The sequence below is a fragment of the Hymenobacter sp. genome (assembly GCF_036387835.1).
In the GTDB taxonomy this organism is placed as follows: domain Bacteria; phylum Bacteroidota; class Bacteroidia; order Cytophagales; family Hymenobacteraceae; genus Hymenobacter.
Genome location: NZ_DASVSY010000005.1, coordinates 1 through 20127, shown reverse-complemented (window position 1 = coordinate 20127; position 20127 = coordinate 1). Strand labels below are relative to the sequence as shown.

The following is a 20127-nucleotide window of genomic DNA, read 5'->3' as shown; positions in this document are numbered from 1 at the left end:
CGTCTCGGCGTTGAACGGCTGTAAGAAACGAGCCCGGCTAAATAACATCAGCAACGACGAGACGCGAACCGAAGGTCGGCGCAGCCAAGTGTCGCGTCTCTACCTCGTACTAGGGAACTGCTGAAGCTGCTCAAAAGGAATATCCAGCAGATCGAACTCCACCCACCGCCCGAAGTCGAAGTGCCACCACTCGGCCGCATAGTTCAAGAAGCCGTGAGCGGCCATGGTATCAAGCAGCAAGGCGCGGTTGCGGCGCACTTCAGCGGTTACGGGCTCGTAGCAAGCATGGGCAACGGGCGTTAGGTCGTCGAAGTCGGTGGGCATTAGTAGCGGCTGGCCGCTGGCATCTACCAAGGCTACATCGACGGAGCAACCGCGGTTGTGCCGGGAACCGCGCCAAGGCGGGGCGGCGTAGGTTTCGTCCTGAATTCGGTCCCAAAACCGCACGGTTACGCTGTAAGGTCGGTAGGCATCAAACACCAGTAGTCCCACTCCTTCAGCAGCCAAAGCCGCCTGCACTTGCTGGAGCGCGGCCACCGCGGGGGTGCGCAGAAACGCGGCCGCCGTGGTGTACAGCGGCTCACCTAGCACGTTGGCAGCCGTGGCGTAGCGAATATCAAGCTGAACATCATGAATTGCCTCCTTTAGGTTTACCAGCCTGGTATCGGGGTTCAGCTGCGTTTGTTGCTGGTAAGCGGCCACATCCGTTACGACCGACAGGCCGTAGGCATTGGGCGCGGGGGAGGCAGAGGCGGCGGGCGACGTCATGGCGCGTCCTCCCCTACTACGTGGTAGTTGAGTTGAAACCGGTTGAGATTGGCCGGGTAGCGGCGCGGGCGTTGCCGCTCGTAGTTGTACACCGCCTGGCCCAAGTCGCGCAGGAAGGGAAAGCCGATGGTGTCGTAGTCGTAGTGGTCGTCGTTGAGCACGCCGTCGGCGTTGACGTAGATGACGGCGGCCAGCATAAACTCCACGCCGTGCTCGAAATCTGCCACGTAGGCATTGTCAATCAGAAACCCATAGGCTTGCCCGATTTTGTTGAACACCCGCACGCCCGAAGGCAGCGGCGCTATGCCCCCGCCTCCTAACAGGAATTTGGCGTAGGTATCAGGAAAATGCCCGACGTCGTAGCGCGGGGCCGGGCTTTCGCGGGGCAGCATCGACAGGTAGCGGTACAGAAACTGGTAGTCGGCGGGGGCCAGCGCGAACCGGCGTTTGGCGGGCGTAGCTTCCGGAAACAGCAGCGCCCGCAACACCTGCTGCTGCTCGGGCAGCGGAAAGTTGTTTTTGGTACTGAAGTCTAGGGGTCCTTCCACCCGTTTTTCACCTTGCAGATAAGCCTGTCCAACCCGAATACCCTGCGCCGCCAGCTTCGGCAGGGGCTGGTTGTTGTAGGCGGAAGGCTGCACGTAGAGCGGCTGCGTGAGGGCCGTATCAGCGTAAAAGGCCAGCGGATTGGTATGGCGCGAGCCCGGCTCCTCGTCGCCCACCGAAAGTCGATGAACCAAGCGGGTACGGCGCAGGCCAAGGCCCTGCAGCTTTTCGTTCAACTCCCGCTGCCCCACAAACTCATACAGCCGGTTGTAGGCATCGTTATCACTCACCAGCAGCACCTTACGCACGTATTGCCCCACGCTCGCCCGACCTGAAACGGCGGAAGTATCGCGCAACACCCGCGTCTGGCCGGCAAAGGCCGAGTCTATCCGCAGCGGGGAGGCAGCCGTAAGGCCCGGCACCTGCGCCCGCAGGCTTCGCAGCTTCGCCAGCGCCAGGGCCGCTGCCGGCAGCTTCACGGTACTGGCCGGATAGAAATACTGCCGCGCCGAGGCCCCGTAGCGGAACGTGCGGAAGTGCGGCTTACCGGCAGCATCGCGGTTGATTTCAGTGTACAGAATCTGGAGGCGATACGCGGCCGGATTGCGCAGCACGCGCCCGAACCGGGCAGTATCGGCCCGGAGCAAGCGGGGCAGCGGGTTGCCCTGTGCCCACGCCGCAATCGGCAGCAGCACCAGCAAAACCCACACGCTGCTTCTGAAATCAAACGAAAAAGCCCTCATATAGCCGGAAGATAGACTTCTTCAGGCGATAGAGAGCTACAAGCTAGCGATGACTTACAGGTTGGGACTTATCAGCTAACCGAGGGCAGCAAATCGTTTCGCTGGTGTAGAACACAACCTAAGCTGCAGGATGGCCGCGCAACGGTCGAAGGGTTGCAGTAGAAAAGTATACCTAAGTCCGCGCTGCGTAGCAATGCCAACAAGCAGGCATATTGTACACCGTTACGCGGCGCGGGCTTGGTTCCGCCATTGTTCGCTACTACCCTTCGGCCGCTGCGCGGCCACCATCCAATCAAGTGACTGCCATACTAGTGAGAGACGCCGGATTAGGCACAGCGGTATTCAGCCTTAAAACGGAATGAGAGGTGCGGGGCAAGGACTTTAAGCCTCTAACCCTGCACCTCTCCTACAGTTCCAAGCACTGCTTTGATTTTAATTATTCGGCTCCCTGATCTTCTTTCGGACTACCGTCAGAAGCCGAGTCGGGGCCGCCTTCCATGCCGTTGGTTTGGCCGGCATTACCATATTCGCCACGAATGCCGGAGCCGTCGCCCATGTTTTCTTGGGTGCTGGTTGCTTCGGGGTTGCCGCTGGCTTTGAGGTCCGGATCGTCCTGGCCCGGAATGCGGCCGGCAGTGCTCAGCTGGTCAGCCTGGTTTTGGGCGTCGGCTTTTTGGTCGGGGGTGGAATGCTGCTGGTCGTTTGCCATGGTTGATTGGTGATTGTTAGTTGTTGATTGGTGAGGGTTGGTTGCTGATTGTTGATTGCTGATGGGTGCTTTCCGCAATCAACAATCAGCAATCAACCCTCACAAATTCACTTTGCCAGTTTCGCCGCCCGATACGCCGGGGCCGCTGCTGATGCTATTGCCGCCGACGTCGCCGTCCTGCGCGTTGCCAGGGGCATCGTAGTTGGGGGCGCCGGACCGCACGCGAGCCCCGGCTATGGGCTGGCCGCCTTCGGTGCCGCCGCTGCCCGAGTTGTCGTCGGCGTTGTTGCCGGTGTCGGGGCCGCCGGGGGCCTGGCGACCTTCGGGCTGGCGTTGGTCGGTTTGGGAACTGCTGGCTTCGGGTAGGTTGCTGGCGTCGATGGGTTGTTCGGTGGGCATGTCCATAGCTTCAAAGGGTTTCGGTGAGTGAATGGGAGAGAGCAGTACCGGCTATACGCGGCTACGGCTGGCGCGTTCACCGAGGGCGTATGGTAGTACGGCGGCTTTTCCAGAACTTGGGAACTGATTTCTTACCTATCTTATCCGCGTTCCGCTTCGGCATGTCTGCTTTACCTCCTTCCGATTCTATCTCCGAAAAAACCGATGCGCAGCTCTTGTTTCTGGCGCAGCACCCCGAACTCTACCACGCCGACCTGATTGCCGCCGCCCGCCGCGAATTACGCCGCCGGGGTGTCAGCCCCGATCCGGCGCAACCCGAACCCCTCCCCCGCGAAAACTATATTCTGCCGTATCAGGAAGACACTGAGTTGAGCTTCTGGCAGCGCCCGGCCCCGTGGGTGGCGCTGCTGGCTGTGCTCTTTATTGGCGGCATCCTCTATTGGAGCAACATGAACACCAAAGCTGCCCAAGCTCTGGCAGCGCAACAGGCCAAGGAAGAGGGTCCTGTTACGCTGGAGTCCGTAGAAACTCACGTTATTCCTACCTTCGACTCCCTCACCCGCACCCAAGTAGCGCAGGAGATGCGGCAGCTTTCCGCCGCCGACCGTACCGAGGACACCACTGCTACCCGCAAGTACAAGCTGCTGGCCACCCGCTACTGGAACGCCGAAAATCAGTCAACCTACCTGCTTAAGCAGTTGAAAGGCACCGCGGCCGACAAGGCGGTAGCAGGTCAGGCGCCAGTGATTATCGAGGAGTGGCGCCGGCTCACAAAGGCGCTGGTTTACAACCACGGCCTCACGGCCACCCTCGCCGAGCGCATGGACCTGATGCGCCGCGCCGCCTACCTGCGCATTGAAACGCTGGAGGAAATTGCCCGCCACGCCCAAAACGACCAAGTGGTCCTCGACCCTAGCATTATTCACCTGGCCGATTCCGCTACGCAAATGCGCGAGTCGTTGCTGAGCCGCGAGAAGTGGAACGGCCGGCTTCGCCGCGCTATTCTATAGCAGCCGGAAAGCTGGTAATCAGCCCGGATTGTAGCCAACGAGAGGAAACTTGTACCATTTGGTACCTTATTCTGTTATAGCAAAAGTGTAGGTTGCTCTTGCCCTACTTACGCTACAACACCCGGTCTGCTATGCCCTTTCAAGAAAAATCCGATGCCGAGCTACTGTACTTAGCGCAGCATGGGGCACGCTACTCTGCGGTCGTAGCCGACGCGGCCGTGCAGGAGCTACAGCGCCGCGGCCTGATTCCAACCGAGCTACCCGCCCTGCATGCGCCGGCGCCGGCTCCCGCTCCGGAGCCAGCGGAAAGCTGGCTGCACTTGGTGGGTCGGCTCGTAAAAAGCATAGCCTTGCCACACGACGGCTATTACATTACGCCGTTACTGCTGCTGGCCAATCTGCTGGTGTTTCTGCTCATGGGTCTGAGCGGCGTGAACCTGCTGGACCCGACCGGCCCCGACCTGGTGGCGTGGGGTTCCAATTACTCGCCCTTCGTTCCAACACAGCCCTGGCGGCTGCTTACCAACGTGTTTCTGCACGGCGGTCCGGCTCACTTGCTGCTCAACCTGAGCGCACTGCTGCTGCTAGGCTTGCTGGCCGAAGCCAAGGTTGGCCGCTGGCCCTGGCTCCTGGCATATTTGCTGAGCGGCCTTGGCGGTAGTTTAGCTAGCTGGTGGTGGCACCCGGGCAGCAGCAACTCTGTGGGTGCCTCGGGGGCCATTTTCGGTCTGTACGGCTTGCTAGTGGCTTTGCTGCTTTCCCGCACCCATTTCAGAACCCGCCAAGACCGGGCAGCTATCATGGGGCTGTTACTTTACTTCGCCCTCGGCAGCCTCGTGGGCGGCCTCGAAGGTCCTACCACCGACAATGCCGCTCACATAGGCGGCTTACTAACTGGCATCGGAGCAGGCTTATTGTTGGGCCTAATAAGCAACAAGGCCGCTTGATTTATGAATTAAATGAAATTTTTACTTTTACGTATACAACCGAACAGTATCTTCCTTGCTCTATTCAAGGAAGAACCTTTCCCAACCAATTTCAACCATGAGAGCAACTCTACTCGCACTGGCAACCGCCAGCTTCAGCTTATTCGCCTTCAGCACCGCCTCTGCCCAAGCCGTCGCCAACGGCACCTTCGAAACATGGGCAACGCGTAGCATGGTCGAAGTACCCCAAAGCTGGACAACTGTAGACGAAGTTTTTAAAGGAAGTTTTGGCATTTTATACAGTACCGTAACCACCTCCAAAGACGCTAGCAGCCATGCCGGGTCTTTTGCGGCAAAAATGGAATCGAAAACTGACAATTTTGCTAGTGCGCTTCTAGGTGGCCCCGTCCCTGGTGGCGTGGTATTGGGCAGAGTCACTCCCGAGGAGGCACTTGATATTCTCGATAATCAAGAAGTAGGCTCGGCAGGAGGACTACCGTTCACGACCCGCGCCGCTAACCTGCAGTTCTATTACAAGCTCACCGGTGCCAACGCTACCGCCGACTCGGCTTACGCGCTGGTGTCGCTAACGCGCACGGTGAACGGTAACTCGCAAACTATTGCTGCGGGTGCCGTACGCTTGCTGCCGGCCGCTGCCTACACGCTGAGTAACGTGCCCTTGCAATACCGCTCTTCCCTCACCCCCGATTCCATCCATATCGGGTTCATTTCTGGAGTGGCCGCTACTCGCACAGTTGGTACTACGCTCTTTGTTGATGATGTGGTAATGACGGGCGTAGTAGCCGCTACCAAAAACCCGGTGCTGGAAGCTTCGCTCACGCTTTACCCCAACCCTAGCCCCAATGGCGAATTCCGGTTGGCTTCGCCTAGCAAGCCAGCCGTTGCAACCGCGCCTTACACCATCACCGATGCCACCGGCCATGTGGTGCGCACGGCAGAAGCAACACCGGCCAGCTTGGCTAACGGCCGGCCGCTGGAGCTGCGGGGTTTGCCAGCAGGTATGTACATGCTGCAGCTGAGCACCCCCGAGGGCCCTCTTACCCGCAAGCTTTTGATTCCTTAATGAGCTACCACTCTTCTTTATATCTAGCCCCCATAAAACTATAGCTTATCCTCTCGCTCCCGCCGTTGGTATTATCCAGCAGCGGGAGAGGCTTTTTTGTGCTCCTATTCAATCTGACACATACAGAACACTCTTCACAGGCCGCTGCCATAGCTACACCCCAATGAATGCTGCTACGGCTTGGCAACCTACCGCCTCATTAAATTGTATTAGTTGTGCTTCGGGTTGTACCTTTTAGGACCAGCCTTGGTGGCCTTCCCGACGCGCAACCTCCACCCCCGTGACCGACGACCTGCTACCGAACGATTCTTTGCCCGACCCGCAAGCTGACAAGCAACCCTCGCGGTGGCAACGAGCGGTAGCTGCCGTTGGCCGGGTTGCGCTAGCTCCGTTCAATACGGCGGGCTACCTCTACCGCACCGGCCAGCAAAATCGTCACTTCACCCTGCCCGTCCTCAACGGAGCCTTCGGCGACCAATTGGCCGAGCGCCACGACCGGCGCGCTATCCAGATGAGCTTCCGCCGCCACGGTGCCGATGTACCCGTTGCGTCTTTGCGGCTAGAGCCTACGGCCGAGGGTCGTCCGCGCAAGACCGTGGTGTTTCTGCACGGCCTAATGGGCGACGAGGTAATCTGGCAGACCGGCTCACCGGATGGCTTGCGCTACGGCCCTCGTCTCCAGCAAGATACCGGTGCGTACTGCCTTTATATTCGCTACAACACCGGCCTGCACATATCCGAAAACGGTAAGCTGCTACATCTTCTCCTAACTAATCTACTCGCCACTTTCCCCGGCGCCATCGGTGACCTGATCTTGGTAGGCCACAGCATGGGCGGCCTCGTAATCCGAAGCGCCGGCTACTACGCGAGCCAGCCCGAAGGCCTCAGAAGCCAGCTAAACCTTCCCAATAGCCAAGCTGTATCAAACACTGTTCCGGAACCAGATACTACACACCGGCAGCCAGATACAAGTAAGTGGCTAACTCATCTGCGCGACGTATTTCTACTCGGCGTGCCCAACGACGGCTCATTTTTAGAGCAGAACAGCTATTTTACGTCGGTCGTGCTCCGCAAAATCAACTTGCGTCCCACCCGCTTCATCAGCGGCCTCATCGATAAGCGCAGCAACGGCATCAAGGACCTGCGGCACGCTTTTCTGGTAGACGAGGATTGGCAGGACCCGCACGCCAATGACTTATTTCCGCCTCGCACCTTGGTACCGCCCCTGCCAGGCGTGCGCTACCACGTACTCGTTGGCTCGCTGTTAAAGGCTGCCAACTCTGCCCTCCACGATTATTTTGGCGATGGCCTCGTGGGTGCTGGCAGTGCCTTGGGCCGCGTTTTCGGCGACCCTGGCTTACCTCCTGAGCAGCAAATCAGCACCCGTGTATTCTCTAAGCTTCACCATGGCACCTTACTCAGCAACCAAGAGGTGTATCAGTACTTACGAGACCGGGTGTAGCCAAAGGCTAGGTTAGTTTTTTGCCTGCTCTTTGATCCAGGCTTGCATCGCTTCAAGGGCAGCCGGAGCCATTACGGGGCGTGGCTGCCCGTTGATGAGCGGCCACTCGGTGGTGGGGGCTTGAAACAAGTGGTTGATGTTATCCAGCTTCTGCACCGTAACCTGCTTGTTCGCCTTCAAGCCTTTCGCTAATAAATCTAAATTGGTTTGAGCATCCACCATATCGTCGCCGGCTCCGTGCATCAGCAAAACAGCACTGCGTACGTTGGCCAAAGAAGTTTGTGGGTCGAAGTTGAGGTAGTAGCGGTACCAAGGCGAGGTCAGACGAGCCGCTGCCATTTGCACCAGGTTGAGGCGCATGTTCGGGTTGTCTTGCTGAATCATGTTGGCCACAATTGCCTGCGCTTGGCTGTTATCGGCCGTTTGACGCACAATTTCAAGCATGGCCCGGCGGCGTTTGCGCAAAGTGTCGGTACGTTTGCGGTCTTCGCCCTTCTGGCGCATGCGCTGCTGTTCCAGGAAAGTTTCCACCTGCGCTACGTTAGACCCCGAAGCCCGTAGCTTCTCGGCCTGCCGCCGTGCTGCTTCACGAGCTAATTCCTGGCGGCGAGCTAAGCTTAGCAGCGCTGTATCGGCCACGCCGGAGCGCAACAGCAACGACGGCCGCTGTTCGACCAGCGTTTCCCGCCCCGACAAACCCGTAGCAGCCAGCGTCACCACGAAAGCCGGCGCCAAGGGCTGAGCAGCAGTCAATAACGCAATATTGCCGCCCTCGCCGTGCCCAACTATACCTAAGTGCGCAATGTCAATTAGGGGCCTTGTGCGCAGAAAACCTAAAGCCGCCTGTGCGTCGCGGACCCGGTCGGCGGTGGTTACCGTGGCTGAATCACCAGCCGACTGGCCAATGCCCCGGTCGTCGAGGCGCAGTACCGCAATGCCCCGCCGCGTAAGGAAGTCGGCCAAGTTGCCTGTTAGCGCGTAGTCGCCATACACTGCGTCGCGGGTTTGCGTATCCAGATCAGAAAGAAGAACTACTGCCGGAAAAGGACCTTCACCGGCAGGTATGGTGAGCGTACCTACTAGGCGCAAATGGTCGACAGCATTGGGCACATTCACCTCCTCGACCCGATAAGGCGGCGGAAATTTGAAAGTTTTAGGAGCGGCCGTGGTCGCCGGAGGCACAAACAGCAGCGTGAGAGGAGCAGAATAGCCGGTTTGCTGCCATATACCTTGTAGTTGCTGGCCATCGACAGAGCGCCGCCCCACGAAGCGGCAGCCTGCTTGCTCGGCTTCAAACATAAGCGTGTCGCCCCGTGGCGTGACAGTCATTGGCTCCCGATTGACGCGTTGCATGGGCACGTCCAGCACCGCAAATCGGTTACCATCAGCTAACTCCGTCACCGTAATCATCATTGGCAAACTACCGCCAGGCACTGTTAACGCCCCTTTCCACTGCCCCTCCAACGAATAACGTTTGGCGGTTGGCGCTGGGGTTTGGGCTTGCGCCTCCGTGCGGATAGTCAGGCTGATTAGCACCAGCACTGCCCAGCCCCAAAAGGAGCTGGAAACCAACTTTTTCATGAGTAATTGAATGGAAACGAAAGCCTTTTTAGCACAGGTTGGTTGCAATCCAGCCCATCTACTTATCTAGTACTTATCTAGCAGATGGGCTGAACGATAAATATGCTGCAAGTACGTTATTTGGCTTCCAACTAGATTGGCTATTTCGTCGTAGCTCGGCAAAATGGCGATAAGAATGGCATTATAGCTGACTAATGTAACTACATCGTTATGGCCGCAAAACCCGGTCGATAACGTGAATTACGCCGTTAGTGGCCAGTACATCTGGAATCACCATATTGGCAGGCGCACTGTTGCCAGAGCCCTTCACCGTTAACACGCCATTGTTGAAAGCGCCGAGTTGCAAGGGCGCTCCGCTAAACGAGGTGACGGTGGAGTTGTCGGTGAATTCAGGAGTGAATTTGGCGCCGTCAGCAAGGACGTGCGTTTTGAGAACGGCCGTAACTACATCTTTAGGCAGCTTACGAATATCGGCCGGAACATTGAGTGGTACCCCAAGATCGGCGCCTAGGTTTTTGAAAGCCTGATCAGTGGGGGCAAATACCGTTAGGTTGGGCGTGGTGGAAAGCGCACCAGCCAAATCGCAATACAAAACGGCTTCTACCAGAAAAGTCAACTCCGGACTAGTAAACACTGCCGAAGTTTGCAGCGCCTGCGCCGACTGCACCACGTTGCCACCGGTAGCGAGCAGCACCTTGTCGATTACGTGAATAGTTCCGTTGGCAGCTTGCACATCCGTAGCTAATATGCGTGAGCCGTTGACATATAAGTCATTGCCGCGGCGAATAACGCGGCGTTGCGGACCTTGCGGACCGAGTGCGGAAGCGGAGGTGGCACCTACTCGCAAGGCACTGCCTGCTATTGTGCCGTTGGCAACGTGATACAGTAAGGTGTTTGTAAGAAAAGGTTTCTGCAAAACCAGCAGGTCGGTAGCTGAATTCAAACCTAGCCGAGCGAAGGCAGCATTGTTAGGTGCAAAAACAGTGTAATTGCCTTTACCCACCGGGTCATTAGGATTTTTATTAGATAAAATTTCAGCAACGTCTCCACGAATGGCTGCATCCTCCAATACTTGAAAGTCTGGATTGGAAACGGCAATACTTGCAATGGTTGGATCAACTTCTTTATCCTTGTCGCAACCTGACAGTACAAGGGCGCCAATCAGCAGAATGCCGCACCAGTTTGATAGATATCTTTTCATACACAACCTTTTGTTAAACAGAATTATAAGCGAAAAACTTGTAAAAATTTCAAGGAAGCTAGAGCAGTTGAACCGTGAGACAGATGAAGAAGCTCGTCTGGATTACGGGAACTTTAACTCCAACCTGTTTTCCTGCTGCGTAGCTTAACAACAATAAACTTTTAAAACAACAGGAATTCTACGAAGGTATTATATTTGAATAATCTCCGGGCGAAATAACTTGATATTGCTTTTAATTCTCGATTTTATGCAAAAAACTTACCGTTCTCTACTTCTGTTTGCCCTCTCCAGCTTAGGCGGATTGTCGGTAGCTCATGCACAAAGCTTGGTTAGTGGCTTCATGGCTGGTAAAGGCCACGGCTCAGTGGTTGTGTCGGGCACGATGGAGCGCTATTCAAGCGTGTACCTAGCCCCTGCCAAAATCGACAGGGTGCCCATCTTCGACGAGGTTCAGGTTAGCTCCGTTAACCTGTACGGCAGCTACGGCATCACCGATAAGCTGGAAGCGGTGGTGAGCTTGCCTTACATCGAGTCGAAGGGAAATGCCGACGAACAGGTGGTAAAGGCGCAGAACTATACCAACCGTCGCGCCGGCCTCCAAGATTTAACGGTGCTGCTCAAGGGTAAGGTGTACAGCAAGGAATTGGGTACCAATGTGCTCGACATACTGGCTGTAATCAGTGGTAGCACTCCGGTAAGTGACTATAAATCGAAAGAAGGCCTGGGCTATATTATTGCCATTGGTAATCATGCCAAGAAAGCAACGGTATCGGGCGTAGCTCACCTCAAGACAGTGTCGGGCGTATTTTTCACCGGGCAGGCCGGCTACAGCGTGCGCGACAATAGTGCCCCCAATGCTTTTGTGGCGGAAACCAAAGTCGGGTATGCCAGTCCCAAACTTTACGTAGATGCGCTGGTTGCCTTCCAGCACTCCGAGAAAAACGGCACCGATATTCTGCAGCCCGGCTTCACGGGTTTCTTCCCCGCTACTCGCGTCAACTACGTGCGCTTAGGCGTTAGTGCCTTCCGGCCGCTGGCCAAAGGCTTCGGCCTGACAGTAGGCGCCAACACCTACGTGGCAGGCCGTAACTTAGGTAAGGCGACAGGTATTTCGGCTGGCGTGGCGTACAACTTCTGATACGGGCTCGGGCCTGCTAAATCAGCCACTAAAAAGCCCACCACGTTACAGTGGCGGGCTTTTTTAATTAAACAGGTCTGTACTCTCTACTCGACTGTTAGTTCAGCAAAGCCGGCTTCAACCACTACTCCCGGCAGGGTGAGTCCGGTTTCGAGCGTTACCTCTTGCACTTCAACGGGCTCGCCATCGACGTGCACCGTAGCAGCACCGAAAGGTAGACCGTGCAATACCACTTGGTAGCGCGTAAAGCTAGGCTGGTAAGCGCCTTCTATAGTTTGCTGAAGCGTTAGGCTTTTGTCGGTGCCGGCTACCGTGAAGCGACGGGTGGTGCTGTGCCCTTCGAGGTAAGCGTAACCTTCGCCCCCGTCGTCGTAGAGGACGCTGCTTTGCTGGCCGGCTTTGTAATAAACGTGCAGCGTAACTTCCTCGATAACCAACTCACCCACGTACTGCTGGACCGGGTAGAAAGGAATAACGGCCCCGGCGCGCACAAACAGCGGAATCCGCTCTAAACCGGCCGTGGCCCAGACTTCGGCACCACCCGATTTGGGTTCGTCGGTGTAGTAGTAGAACCAGTCACCGCGGGGCAGGTACATCCAGCGGCCATCGACGCCGGCCTGCGTGATGGGGCACACCAGCAAATGGTCGCCAAGGCTAAATTCGGCCATCCGCAGGTAGGTTTCCGTGTCGTTCTGGTCGAGGAATGGGAGTGGACGCAACATGGGAGTACCTTGCTGCACGTACTGCCAAAAGGTGGTGTACATGTAAGGCAGCAACCGGTAGCGCAGCTCAATAAAGCCTTTGGCCAGCTTGGCGGCATCCTCGCCGAACGACCAAGGCTCCTGGTCGCCGTGGTCGCCGGAGCTGTGGGTGCGGAAAAACGGGTGGAACACGCCGAGGGCAATCCAGCGCACGTACAGCTCGGCATCGGGCGTGTCGATGAAGCCACCGATGTCGGAGCCGATAAAGCTGAAACCAGAGATGCTCAGGCGCTGACACTGAATGTTGGCCAGCCAGAGGTGTTCCCAGGACGCAATGTTGTCGCCGGTCCAGGCGGAGGAGTAGCGCTGCCCGCCGGCGTACGTGCTGCGCGTGATGCTGAAGGGCCGGTCGGGGTAGCTGAACTGCTTGACGCCCGCGGCCGTGGCGCGCGCCATTTGCATGCCGTATACGTTGTGCGCCTTTTTGTGCGAGGTCGGGTGCCCTTCGTAGTGAAAGCGCACATCATCGGGAAACGTACCTTTTTCGAACACGGCGGGTTCGTTCATGTCGTTCCAAACGCCGCGCACACCATCTTCCTGAATCAAGCCTTTAAAGAGGCCCGCCCACCATTCGCGCACTTCGGGACGGGTGTAGTCGGGGAAGTTGCAGAGGCCAGGCCACACCGAGCCTTTCATGAGCGGTCCGTCGCCGCGGCGGCAGAAGTAATCATTGGCCAGCGCCTCGGTGTAGACACTGTAGTTAGGGTCGATTTTGATACCGGGGTCGATGATAACGATGGTTTTAAAACCATCGGCGGCCAACTCCTGCACCATGCGCTTGGGCTCGGGAAAGTGCTGCGGGCTCCACGTGAAGCAGCGGTAGCCGTCCATGTAGTCGATGTCGAGGTAGAGCGCGTCGCAGGGAATCTGCCGGTCGCGGAAGCCTTGGGCAATGGCTTTCACGTTGCTTTCGGGATAGTAGCTCCACTTGCACTGGTGGTAGCCCAGGGCCCAGAGCGGCGGCATTTCGGGCGGGCAGGTCAGGCGGGTGTACTCCTGCGTGACTTCCAGCAAGGAGGGACCGTAGATGAAATAGTAGTTCATCTCCCCGCCTTGTGCCCAGAAGCTGGTGACGTCGGCGCGCTCGGCGGCAAAGTCGAAGCTGGAGCGAAAAGAATTGTCGAAGAAGATGCCGTGAGCCAAGCGCTGCTGCAGCTCTATGTAGAAAGGAATGTTCTTGTAGAGCGGATCGGTGCCTTTGACGTAGCCATAAGTATCGGTACCCCAGTTGGTGAAGCGCCGACCACGCAGGTTCATGTTGTCGGGCTTATCGCCGAGGCCGTAGTAGCAGACGCCGCTTTGCACCTGCTTGCTCATTTTCACGAAGTCGTTGCCGGAATCGTAGTCGTATTCCCAGTGGAAGCCTTTATCGTCCTCCATCAGCACCACCCCTGAGCGGTTAAGCACGCGCGTTTTCAGGCCTTCTTTGGCAACAGTGCAAATCAGGCGGTCGGTGGTGATGCGATAATGGTCGGCTTTCTCCCGAAACTCCAGAAAGGCAGGCGCTTGGCGGGGAGGCACGCCTTCGGGGAAGGCGTAGCTGAAATCGGGGACAAACCCGTTTTCAGTAACAAACCGGAAGCGTAATACTTTATCGGTAATAACCTCGACGCGAAGCTGCACGTTATTATCACAGCCGAAAACAAAATCGGTTCCTTCTTGGCGGCTGGCAATTACCTGGCCAGGGTAAAATTCCTGTCTCGCTTTCGCGGCCAGGTCGTTCACCATATAATTTTGGCCTTCGAAATTATTTTGGTTCATAAAGAATACGCGGGTGCAGAGAGATAGGCAGAGGAATGGAAGAAAAAAGCTGAACAGGCCTAATAAGCTCCACTTTAGCTTGTAAAGGTAAAAATGAATCCCACGAATTTTGTCTAACATTGGCCATCATTGCCTACTATTGCCCTAACGGCCCTGCCAGTGCCTTTTTTAGGCAATGCCGCTCCCCTTTCTGCCGCTCATGAAAACTGCCCCGCTTAAGGTTCTACTATTGGGATGGGATACTCCCAACGTACCCACCGAAGTAGTACCGCCGACCACGGCTTTGCTCCAAGCCCTTGCCCCCCGTGCCGAGCTGACGCTGCTGTTGCCGCGCCTCTCCGAGCCCATGCGCTTGTCCAGCCTCGTGCAAACCACTGGCTTAGGCAATCTATCGGCCGAGGAACTGGTACAGCTAGAGGCTTTGTACGAGTCGGACCGGTCGCATACTTTGCAGTGGCCGGTTGCGCCCTACTTGGGTGCTACCCCCGACCAAGAGAATGCGCCGATCAACGTGCCGGCCGCACCGTACGCAGGTCGTTCGGAGGAAGAGCCTACGGCGCCGGCTTCGCCAACTGCTGATTTTGCTGCGCCCGATGAGGTATCGGCGGGCTTGGTAGGCACCAACGAAGCGGCGGACCTGGCTAACGACGAAACTGCGCCGCGACCTGAGGTTAATGGATTTGCTAGCGAAGAAAGCGCGCCCCATCAATCCGAGACGCAAAGTAGCTCCGCCAATACCAACCAAGTACTTCCCGCTGAGGTGATACCGACCAACTGGATGACGGAGTTGCCCGTTCACCAATCCATTCTGGATGTGGCAACGGCAGCTTTGCAAGCCTTGCCAACCGATGATGCAAGCCTCAATTTTCGGGTCATTCAATACGCTCGGCTGGCCACCAGACTGGCTAACAGCCAGGATTTTGCGGTAATTTATGCTTCCGATTGGCAGTCGTGGCTGGCGGGCATGGAGATTCGGCAGCTTACGGGCAAGCCGCTGGTATTGCACGTCTACAGCCTGGCCCAGGATCGAAATACCCCCGCCGACCGAGGTTGGGTAATGGAGCTGGAGCGCATTGCCTTACGCCGCGCCGACTTGGTACTCACGGCCAATGCCGACCTTGCTTTGCGCGTGATAGAGCTCCACGATGTAGCCCCGCAACGAGTACGCCGCTTGAGCAAGGCCGCCACTCAAGAAGCTGACCTGCTGGCCGAAACTATCTTGTCGGCACTGCGCGAGGTGGTGTGAGTTGTCGGTAGACATGCGAACTGGCAACTCATGATGCTACCTTTGCGGCGCGCACTGTTTTGCGCGCTACTCTTTTGCGTTTTTTCTATGGCTGATTTTCAGGAACAGGTTTTCGATGCCGAACTAGAGCTACACCCCAGCGACGGGGGCGTGTTTCTTTTCATTCCTTTCAGTGTGCCGGAAGTATTTGGGCAGCGCGGGCAAGTACACGTGCGCGGCACTCTAGACGGCTTTCCGTTCCGGCTGCCGCTCACCCTCGACGAAGACGGCCACCATATTCTGTCGGTGAACAAGCAGCTGCGCAACGCCGTTGATAAAACGTGGGGCATGCCAGTACACGTGACCATGACGCTGGATACCGATGAGCCTGGATTCACTGTACCCGACGACTTGGCCCGCGCCCTCGATCGGGTTGGCCTGCGCGCCAAATTCGACCAGTTGGCGTATCCCCACCGCCGCGAATACGTGCAGTGGGTGGAGCGCGCTAAAAAGCCTGAAGCCCGCCTTCGCCGCATTCAGGAGGTGCTGGAAGGCGCAGAAGCTGGCAAGAAGCTAAGTTAAATCCTGGCCCCGGTCGGCCGACTGCGTCGGCTCAGACCGGGGCCAGGCTCTATCCTATCCGCATGAGGACCAGTGCGGTGCGGTTGGTGACGTAGAGGCTGAGCTTTTCCAGGCCTTCCTCATTGAAAGTTTCGTAGGTGAGGGAAGTATCGACGCGGTTGTGGCCACCAAATTCGGGGGCATCGGTGCTGAGCAGGATGCGGTAGCGGCCGGATTTCGGCACGAAGAAGTGGTAGTCGGGGATGCTGTTCGAGACGTGGAAGTTGAACACGAATACCAGCGGGCCCCGCTCGAAAATCAGCACTTGATTGATGGTATCGATGTTGAGCTGGTGCGCGGCGGGGTGAGACAGCAAGTGATTCTTGCGGGCCAAAGTGAGCTGCGCGTAGTCGAAGGCGAGTAGCTGCTGGTACTTGAGGTCCGGGTTTTCGGCCAGGCTCCACTGGCGACGAGCGAAGTGGTAGCTCCAGTTGTTGCCCTCGCGGGGAAAATCAACCCATTCGGGGTGGCCGAACTCGTTGCCGATAAAGTTGAGGTAGGCCTCGCCGCCTAGACTTAGCGTGAGCAAGCGGATGAGCTTGTGCAAGGCAATGCCCCGATCGGCTATAGGATCAGGGTCATCTTTGCCCATGTGCTCGTAGATGGCCTTGTCGAGCAACCAATGCGAGAGAGTTTTGTCGCCGACCAGGGCTTGGTCGTGGCTTTCGGCGTAGGCTACGGTTTTCTCGCCAGCGCGGCGGTTGGTGAGCGTGTACCACAGGTCGTGCAGGTTCCAGGCTTCGTCGCGGGTGTGCTTGAGCAGCTTGATCCAGTAATCAGGAATACCCATGCCGAGGCGATAATCGAAGCCTACACCCCCGTCTATAATGGGGCGGCACAGACCTGGCAAGCCGCTCATGTCTTCGGCAATCAGCAAGGCGCCTTTCTTTATTTCATGAACCAACGTAGTGGCTAATTGCATGTACAGGATGGCATCTTCGTCGGCTTCGGGGCCGAAATACTGATCGTAGCCGCTGAAGGCCACGCCTTCGCCGTGGTGCTGGTAGAGCATACTCGTCACGCCATCGAAGCGGAAACCATCGAAGTGGTACTCTTCCAGCCAGTAGCGCAGGTTGCTGAGCAGGAAGCGCTGCACTTCCGGCTTGCTGTAGTCGAAGAGCTTGGAATCCCAGCCGGGGTGGTTGCCGCGCGGGCCGGGGTGGAAGTACTGGTTGCCGGAGCCATCAAAATCAGCCAAGCCCTCGGCCTCGTTTTTCACGGCGTGCGAATGCACCACGTCGAGCAGCACCGCAATGCCGCGCTGGTGCGCTTCGTTGATTAGATATTTCAAATCTTCGGGCGTGCCGAAGCGGGAGCTGGCCGCAAAGAAGTTGGCGACGTGGTAGCCAAACGAGCCGTAGTATGGGTGCTCCATCACGGCCATCAGCTGCACGCAATTGTAGCCGCCATCCTGAATACGGGGCAAAATATTGTCGGCGAACTCGCGGTAGGTGCCCACTCGCTCGTCCTCGGTAGCCATGCCTACGTGCGCCTCGTAAATCAGTGGCTCCTTGACGTGGTTGTGAATACGGAATTTCTGGTCGGTCCACTCGAAGGGCTTTTCGGGGCGCCAAAGCTGGCCAGCGTAGTCATGGGTGTGCTCGTCCTGCACGGCGCGGTGCAGGGTGGCGGGCAGCCGGTCTTTGCCGCCCTTAGCAGTGCGGACGTGCACTTTAAAACGGCTGCCATGCGTGAGGCGGTCCTTGTAATCTCGGTCGGGCAAAAACACTTCCCAAACCCCGTCTTCGCCGCGCACGAGGGGCGTGTTGTACCGGTCCCAACCGTTGAAGTCGCCGATGAGCGACAACCCTTCGGCGGCTGGGGCCCACTCCCGGTACCAGAAGCCCCGCCGCCGCGAATCGTAGTTCAACCCTAGGTGCTGATGCAAGGAAGCAAACTTGCTCAGAGAGCCCCAATGGTCTTTTATTTCGTCGAGGCGTAGGTTTAGGCGAGTGAGGCGGCTGCGCAACACCGGCTCGAAAGGCATAAGCCATGGGTCTTGCTGCACCAGGGGAAGATGGGGAGTTTTCAGAGCCGGAATGAGCATGTCGGGGGCCATGAGCGCGGAAGTAAGAGCGTGAAGCGGTAAGATAGGAAGGTATACGAAGGTACAAGCCAGCTGAACGACAGATGTGAAGGAACAACTCGGCGCCGAACAGCAATTTCCATGGAAAAGTATTTTACGCAGCTATCCAAAAGTTCTGCTTCACCTGTCCTGAGCAAGCTGTATTACCCAGTAAGAGGGGGTTTACTGGCCTTCTTGGGTACCCACTCCTTTTTCTGCTTAGGTAGGAACAAATGGCGCGGTATCGTATACTCGCTGTGCTCGTGCGCCGAAGCAGAGGCTTCGCGTTACTCCTACTTACTACTCTATGAAACAACGCTTTCTTCCGCTAGCCTTAGCCGCCCTGCTTTTCTCCTGCACTACGGGGCAGCGTTCAGATACAACTGCTACGCCGCCAACAACTTCCGCTGCTGCCGTTGCCACGCTGGCAGCTCCGGTGCCGGCCGCTACCCCCGTCCTGACCGAGAAGGCCATGGTAGTGTCGGCGCATCCGGAGGCTACGCGCATTGGGGTGGCGATTCTGCAACGAGGCGGCAACGCCTACGATGCCGCGGTGGCCGTGCAGTTTGCTTTGGCAGTGGCTTTGCCTACAGCCGGCAACATTGGTGGAGGTGGCTTTCTGCTTTACCGCGGCGCCGATGGCACGGAAGGGGCCCTTGACTTTCGGGAAACGGCACCGGCCGCCGCCACGCGGGACATGTACCTCGACAAGCAAGGCAACGTGCTACCCGACCTGAGCACGCTCGGCCACCTGGCGGCTGGCGTACCGGGCACCGTGGCGGGGATGGAAGCCGTGCACAAAAAGCTAGGCAAGCTACTCTGGCGCGACGTAGTACAACCCGCCGTGGACTTAGCGGCCCAAGGCTTGAAGCTAACCGAAAAGGAAGCCACTGGCTTGAACAACCAGCGCGAGAACTTCCTGAAATACAACCCTGCCACGCCGCCAGCTTACGTACGCCCCGACGTGGCCACCCGCCCCTGGCAAGCCGGCGACGTCATCAAGTATCCCGACCTAGCCAATACCCTCGGCCGCATCCGCGACCAAGGGCGCGCCGGCTTCTACGCCGGCAAAACCGCTGATTTAATTGTGGCAGAAATGCGGCGCGGCAAAGGCATCATCACCAAGCAAGATCTAGCCAATTATCAGCCTAAATGGCGCGTTCCGCTGCACGGCCAATACCGCGGCTACGACGTGCAGACCTTCCCGCCCCCTAGCTCCGGCGGCGTGGCCTTGCTACAGATGCTACAAATGCTGGAATTCTTCGACTTAGATAAAGCCGGCTGGCACTCCCCCCAGGCTACGCACTGGATTACCGAAGCCGAGCGCCGCGTGTACGCCGACCGCGCCACCTACCTCGGCGACCCGGACTTTGGCCGCGTGCCCGTCGAGCAGCTGCTCGACAAGAAGTACAACCAGCAACGCATGGCCTCTACTCTGCCCCACCGTGCTACCCCAAGCGTCCAGGTAGCGGCCGGCGCCAGCCTGCCCGGTTACGAATCCGACCAAACCACGCACTACAATATTGTGGACGCCGCCGGCAACGCGGTAAGCTGCACCACTACGCTCAACGGCGGCTACGGCAGCAAAGTGGTAGTGGCCGGGGCTGGCTTTCTGCTCAACAACGAAATGGACGACTTCAGCAGCAAGCCCGGCACTCCCAATGCGTACGGCCTGGTGGGCGGCACAGCCAACGCCATTGCGCCCGGCAAGCGCATGCTGTCCTCGATGACCCCCGCCATCCTCACCAAAAACCAAAAACTGGCGATGGTAGTAGGCACCCCCGGCGGCAGCACCATCATCACCAGCGTCATGCAGGCCATCCTCAACATCCTCGACTACGGCATGAATGCCCAGCAGGCCGTAGCCGCCCCGCGCCTGCACCACCAGTGGCTCCCCGACTACATCGACGTAGAAGAGAAAGCCCTGCTACCCGTCGCTCAGGATTCGCTCCGCGCCCGGGGCTACCAGCTTAATCCTCGCAACGCGTGGGGCCGCATCGAAGTAATTCGAGTGCTCCCCGATGGCCATTTGGAAGGCGGTGCCGACCCCCGCGGCGACGACAAAGCGGCGGGCTATTAATGGTGAGGTAATAAAGTTGTGAAATAGTGAGTTCAACGTTCTATTGG

16 protein-coding genes are annotated in these 20127 nt (G+C 57.7%); 8 read left to right on the top strand and 8 right to left on the bottom strand.

Annotated elements, in window-relative coordinates; all coding sequences use genetic code 11:
- Nucleotides 1-99: 99 nt before the first annotated feature.
- From VF639_RS00605 to VF639_RS00590, 4 genes are all read right to left on the bottom strand, one after another.
- Entirely contained in the window at nt 100-768 is a 669-nt protein-coding gene (locus tag VF639_RS00605) for a M15 family metallopeptidase (RefSeq protein ID WP_331143958.1), read from the bottom strand.
- Nucleotides 765-2057: a serine hydrolase gene (locus VF639_RS00600; RefSeq protein WP_331143957.1), complete on the bottom strand. Its 1293-nt coding sequence runs from the start codon at nt 2055-2057 to the stop codon at nt 765-767. Before VF639_RS00600 ends, VF639_RS00605 begins: the two co-directional genes overlap by 4 nt.
- 436 nt (nt 2058-2493) lie before the next feature.
- The gene (locus VF639_RS00595; RefSeq protein ID WP_331143956.1) at nt 2494-2766 is read right to left on the bottom strand and encodes a hypothetical protein; all 273 of its coding nucleotides are present in this window, start codon (nt 2764-2766) and stop codon (nt 2494-2496) included.
- A 99-nt stretch (nt 2767-2865) separates the two neighbouring features.
- Complete coding sequence (locus tag VF639_RS00590) at nt 2866-3171, bottom strand: hypothetical protein (RefSeq protein ID WP_331143955.1); 306 nt, start codon at nt 3169-3171, stop codon at nt 2866-2868.
- 155 nt (nt 3172-3326) lie between these two features.
- On the opposite strand from VF639_RS00590, the gene VF639_RS00585 reads away from it, so the two are divergent.
- From VF639_RS00585 to VF639_RS00570, 4 genes are all read left to right on the top strand, one after another.
- Entirely contained in the window at nt 3327-4175 is an 849-nt protein-coding gene (locus VF639_RS00585) for a hypothetical protein (protein WP_331143954.1), read from the top strand.
- Nucleotides 4176-4306: 131 nt separating this feature from the next.
- Complete coding sequence (locus VF639_RS00580; RefSeq protein ID WP_331143953.1) at nt 4307-5122, top strand: rhomboid family intramembrane serine protease; 816 nt, start codon at nt 4307-4309, stop codon at nt 5120-5122.
- Nucleotides 5123-5219: 97 nt separating this feature from the next.
- A complete protein-coding gene (locus VF639_RS00575) occupies nt 5220-6185 on the top strand; it encodes a T9SS type A sorting domain-containing protein (RefSeq protein WP_331143952.1) in 966 nt (321 codons plus the stop codon).
- A gap of 280 nt (nt 6186-6465) precedes the next feature.
- Nucleotides 6466-7647 carry an esterase/lipase family protein gene (locus VF639_RS00570; RefSeq protein ID WP_331143951.1) on the top strand — a complete coding sequence of 394 codons (1182 nt, stop codon included), beginning with the start codon at nt 6466-6468 and terminating at the stop codon, nt 7645-7647.
- Nucleotides 7648-7659: 12 nt separating this feature from the next.
- On the opposite strand, the gene VF639_RS00565 is transcribed toward VF639_RS00570, so the two are convergent.
- Nucleotides 7660-9228, bottom strand: coding sequence for an alpha/beta hydrolase family protein (locus VF639_RS00565; RefSeq protein WP_331143950.1), 1569 nt, complete (start codon nt 9226-9228; stop codon nt 7660-7662).
- Nucleotides 9229-9436: 208 nt separating this feature from the next.
- Entirely contained in the window at nt 9437-10429 is a 993-nt protein-coding gene (locus VF639_RS00560; RefSeq protein ID WP_331143949.1) for a fasciclin domain-containing protein, read from the bottom strand.
- Between the two features lie 247 nt (nt 10430-10676).
- On the opposite strand from VF639_RS00560, the gene VF639_RS00555 reads away from it, so the two are divergent.
- Nucleotides 10677-11567, top strand: a complete 891-nt coding sequence (locus tag VF639_RS00555; RefSeq protein WP_331143948.1) for a hypothetical protein — start codon at nt 10677-10679, stop codon at nt 11565-11567.
- Nucleotides 11568-11653: 86 nt separating this feature from the next.
- On the opposite strand, the gene VF639_RS00550 is transcribed toward VF639_RS00555, so the two are convergent.
- Complete coding sequence (locus tag VF639_RS00550; RefSeq protein WP_331143947.1) at nt 11654-14089, bottom strand: glycoside hydrolase family 31 protein; 2436 nt, start codon at nt 14087-14089, stop codon at nt 11654-11656.
- 199 nt (nt 14090-14288) lie between these two features.
- Between VF639_RS00550 and VF639_RS00545 the strand changes: the two genes are divergently transcribed.
- Both VF639_RS00545 and VF639_RS00540 read left to right on the top strand, forming a co-directional pair.
- Complete coding sequence (locus VF639_RS00545; RefSeq protein WP_331143946.1) at nt 14289-15335, top strand: glycosyltransferase; 1047 nt, start codon at nt 14289-14291, stop codon at nt 15333-15335.
- 87 nt (nt 15336-15422) lie between these two features.
- Nucleotides 15423-15896 (top strand): YdeI/OmpD-associated family protein, encoded by a 474-nt coding sequence (locus VF639_RS00540; protein ID WP_331143945.1) that lies wholly within the window; start codon nt 15423-15425, stop codon nt 15894-15896.
- Nucleotides 15897-15945: 49 nt separating this feature from the next.
- Here the strand turns inward: VF639_RS00540 and VF639_RS00535 are convergent, their stop codons facing one another.
- Nucleotides 15946-17994: an alpha-amylase family glycosyl hydrolase gene (locus VF639_RS00535; RefSeq protein WP_331143944.1), complete on the bottom strand. Its 2049-nt coding sequence runs from the start codon at nt 17992-17994 to the stop codon at nt 15946-15948.
- A 313-nt stretch (nt 17995-18307) separates the two neighbouring features.
- Here VF639_RS00535 and ggt point away from each other — a divergent pair, with 313 nt between their 5' ends.
- Entirely contained in the window at nt 18308-20080 is a 1773-nt protein-coding gene (gene ggt / locus VF639_RS00530) for a gamma-glutamyltransferase (RefSeq protein ID WP_331143943.1), read from the top strand.
- The last annotated feature ends 47 nt before the right edge of the window (nt 20081-20127 follow it).